Here is a 2,553-nt window from a genome sequence, read left to right as displayed (position 1 = left end):
GGCGGGGGGAGGGGCGGAGGTACTGGGTGATGGTGATCAGTTCGCAGCCGGCGTCGTGCAGGTCACGCAGCGCCTGGGAGACCTCGGCCCGCTCCTCGCCCATGCCGAGGATCAGGTTGCTCTTGGTGACCAGGCCGTCGGCGCGGGCCTGCCGGATCACGTCGAGGGAGCGTTCGTAGCGGAACGCCGGCCGGATCCGCTTGAAGATGCGCGGCACCGTCTCGACGTTGTGCGCCAGCACCTCGGGCCGGGAACCGAACACCTCGGCGAGCTGTGCGGGAACCGCGTTGAAGTCGGGGATCAGCAGCTCGACGCCGCAACCGGAGCGCAGGGCGTGGATCTGCCGGACCGTCTCGGCGTACAGCCAGGCCCCGCCGTCGGGCAGATCGTCGCGGGCGACGCCGGTGATGGTGGCGTAGCGCAGGCCCATCGCCGCGACGGACTCGGCGACCCGGCGCGGCTCGTCGGCGTCGAACTCGGCCGGCTTGCCGGTGTCGATCTGACAGAAGTCGCAGCGCCGGGTGCACTGGTCGCCACCGATGAGGAAGGTGGCCTCGCGGTCCTCCCAGCACTCGTAGATGTTGGGGCAGCCGGCCTCCTGGCAGACGGTGTGCAGCCCCTCCCGCGAGACCAGCCCGCGCAGCTGGGTGTACTCCGGGCCCATCTTGGCCTTCACCTTGATCCACGGCGGTTTGCGCTCGATCGGCGTCTCGGCGTTGCGTGCCTCGATGCGCAGCAGGCGCCGGCCCTCGGGCGCCGCCGTCGCGGTGCGGCTGGCCTGCTCGGTCGTCGGCGTGGAGTGCTCGATCGTCACGAAAACGAGCCTACGCCGGTCGGCGCCGGTCGATGAACTGCGGGCGACGGGCGTCACGCCACCGGGGTGGTGACCCCGGACACCCAGGGCCCGAAAACCACGTCACCGTGGCGGCGGTCGGCTGCTAACCTGCCCGGCGAGGCTGTGACGGAGCCGAGTAGCGCGCCGGTCCGCCAGCGCAGAGAGCCGCCGGTTGCTGGAAGGCGGTCTGGCGTCGGCGCGCGAAGACCCTCCCGAGCCGCGGAAAGAACGGCGTACGCGCCCAGTAGAGCCCGCCCGGCTGGCCCCGGTGAAAAGGCGACGAACGAGGCTCCCGCCGCGTGCGGGTGCGAAGGTGTGGTGGCACCGCGAGGTTCCCGCTCGCCCACACCTCCCTGGGGCCGAGGCGATGCTTCACCGCCCGAGGGCGGCGAAGGCGTTGCGATCGACCAAGGAGCAGCCCACCGTGCAACGCATCCTGTCCCACCACCTTCCCGGCCAGGTCGGCGCGACCGTCCGGATCGCCGGTTGGGTCCATCGCCGCCGGCTGCTCAAGTCGGTGGCCTTCCTGATCGTGCGGGACGCCGCCGGTCTGGCCCAGGTCGTGCTCACCGAGGCCGCCGTGCGCTCAGCCGTGGCGGCGCTGCCGGAGGAGACCGTAATCGAGGTGGTCGGCACGGTGGTCGCGAACCCCACCGCTCCCGCCGGGGTCGAGCTGACCGACCCGGCGGTACGACCGCTCGGCCCGCCCGCCGTGCCGCCCCCGTTCGACCTGTACCGGCCGGCGCTCACCGCGACCCTGCCCACCCAGCTCGACCACGCCCCGGTCGCGTTGCGGCATCCGATCCGGGCGGCGGCGCTGCGGGTGTCGGCGGCGGCGGTGGCCGGCTTCCGGGCCGCGCTCGACGCCCGCGACTTCGTGGAGATCCACACCCCGAAGGTGGTCGCCTCGTCCACCGAGAGCGGGGCGAACGTGTTCGCGCTGGACTGGTTCGGCCGGCCCGCGTACCTGGCCCAGTCGCCGCAGTTCTACAAGCAGCTCATGGTCGGCGTCTTCGAGCGGGTGTACGAGGTGGGCCCGGTGTTCCGGGCCGAGCCGCACGACACCGTCCGGCACCTGGCCCAGTACACCTCCCTCGACGCGGAACTGGGCTTCGTCGCCGACCACCGGGACGTGATGGCGGTGCTGCGCGACACCCTTGCCGGGATGCTCGACGCGGTCTGGTCCCGGGCGGGCACGGCGCTGAGCACCCTGGGGGTCGAGGGGCCCGAGGTGCCGGCGGAGATCCCCGCCGTGCACTTCACCGAGGCGCTGACGATCGCCGGGGCGCCCGCCGACGAGCCGGACCTGGCCCCCGCCCACGAGCGGGCGCTGGGGCAGTGGGCCCGCGCCGAGCACGGCTCGGAGTTCCTCTTCGTCACCGGGTACCCGATGGCGAAGCGGCCCTTCTACACCCAGCCGGACCCGGCTCGGCCGGCGTACTCCAACGGGTTCGACCTGCTCTTCCGTGGTGTGGAGCTGGTCACCGGCGGGCAGCGCCTGCACCGGCACGACGACTACGTCGCGGCGCTGGCGGCGCGCGGCGAGCCGTTCGAGCCGTACGCCGGCTACGTCGAGGCGTTCCGGCACGGCATGCCGCCGCACGGCGGCTTCGCCATCGGCCTGGAACGCTTCGTCGCCCGCCTCATCGGCGCGGCGAACGTCCGCGAGGTGACCGCCTTCCCCCGCGACCTGCACCGCCTCACCCCCTGACCACCTC

Annotated in this window: 2 protein-coding genes; one reads left to right on the top strand and one right to left on the bottom strand. The window is 73.1% G+C overall.

The genetic code is table 11. From position 1 onward, the window contains the following. On the bottom strand, positions 1 to 871 hold an 871-nt coding region (locus E1193_RS31010; protein WP_165945875.1), incomplete at its 3' end, for a lipoyl synthase. Between the two features lie 388 nt (positions 872 to 1,259). On the opposite strand from E1193_RS31010, the gene aspS reads away from it, so the two are divergent. Then, entirely contained in the window at positions 1,260 to 2,546 is a 1,287-nt protein-coding gene (gene aspS, locus E1193_RS31005) for an aspartate--tRNA(Asn) ligase (protein ID WP_132186677.1), read from the top strand. Positions 2,547 to 2,553 lie beyond the last annotated feature (7 nt).

Source organism: Micromonospora sp. KC606, from assembly GCF_004348675.1.
GTDB lineage: Bacteria > Actinomycetota > Actinomycetes > Mycobacteriales > Micromonosporaceae > Micromonospora.
The sequence above is the reverse complement of the archived record's forward strand: the minus strand, read 5'-3'. Positions and strand labels throughout refer to the sequence as shown.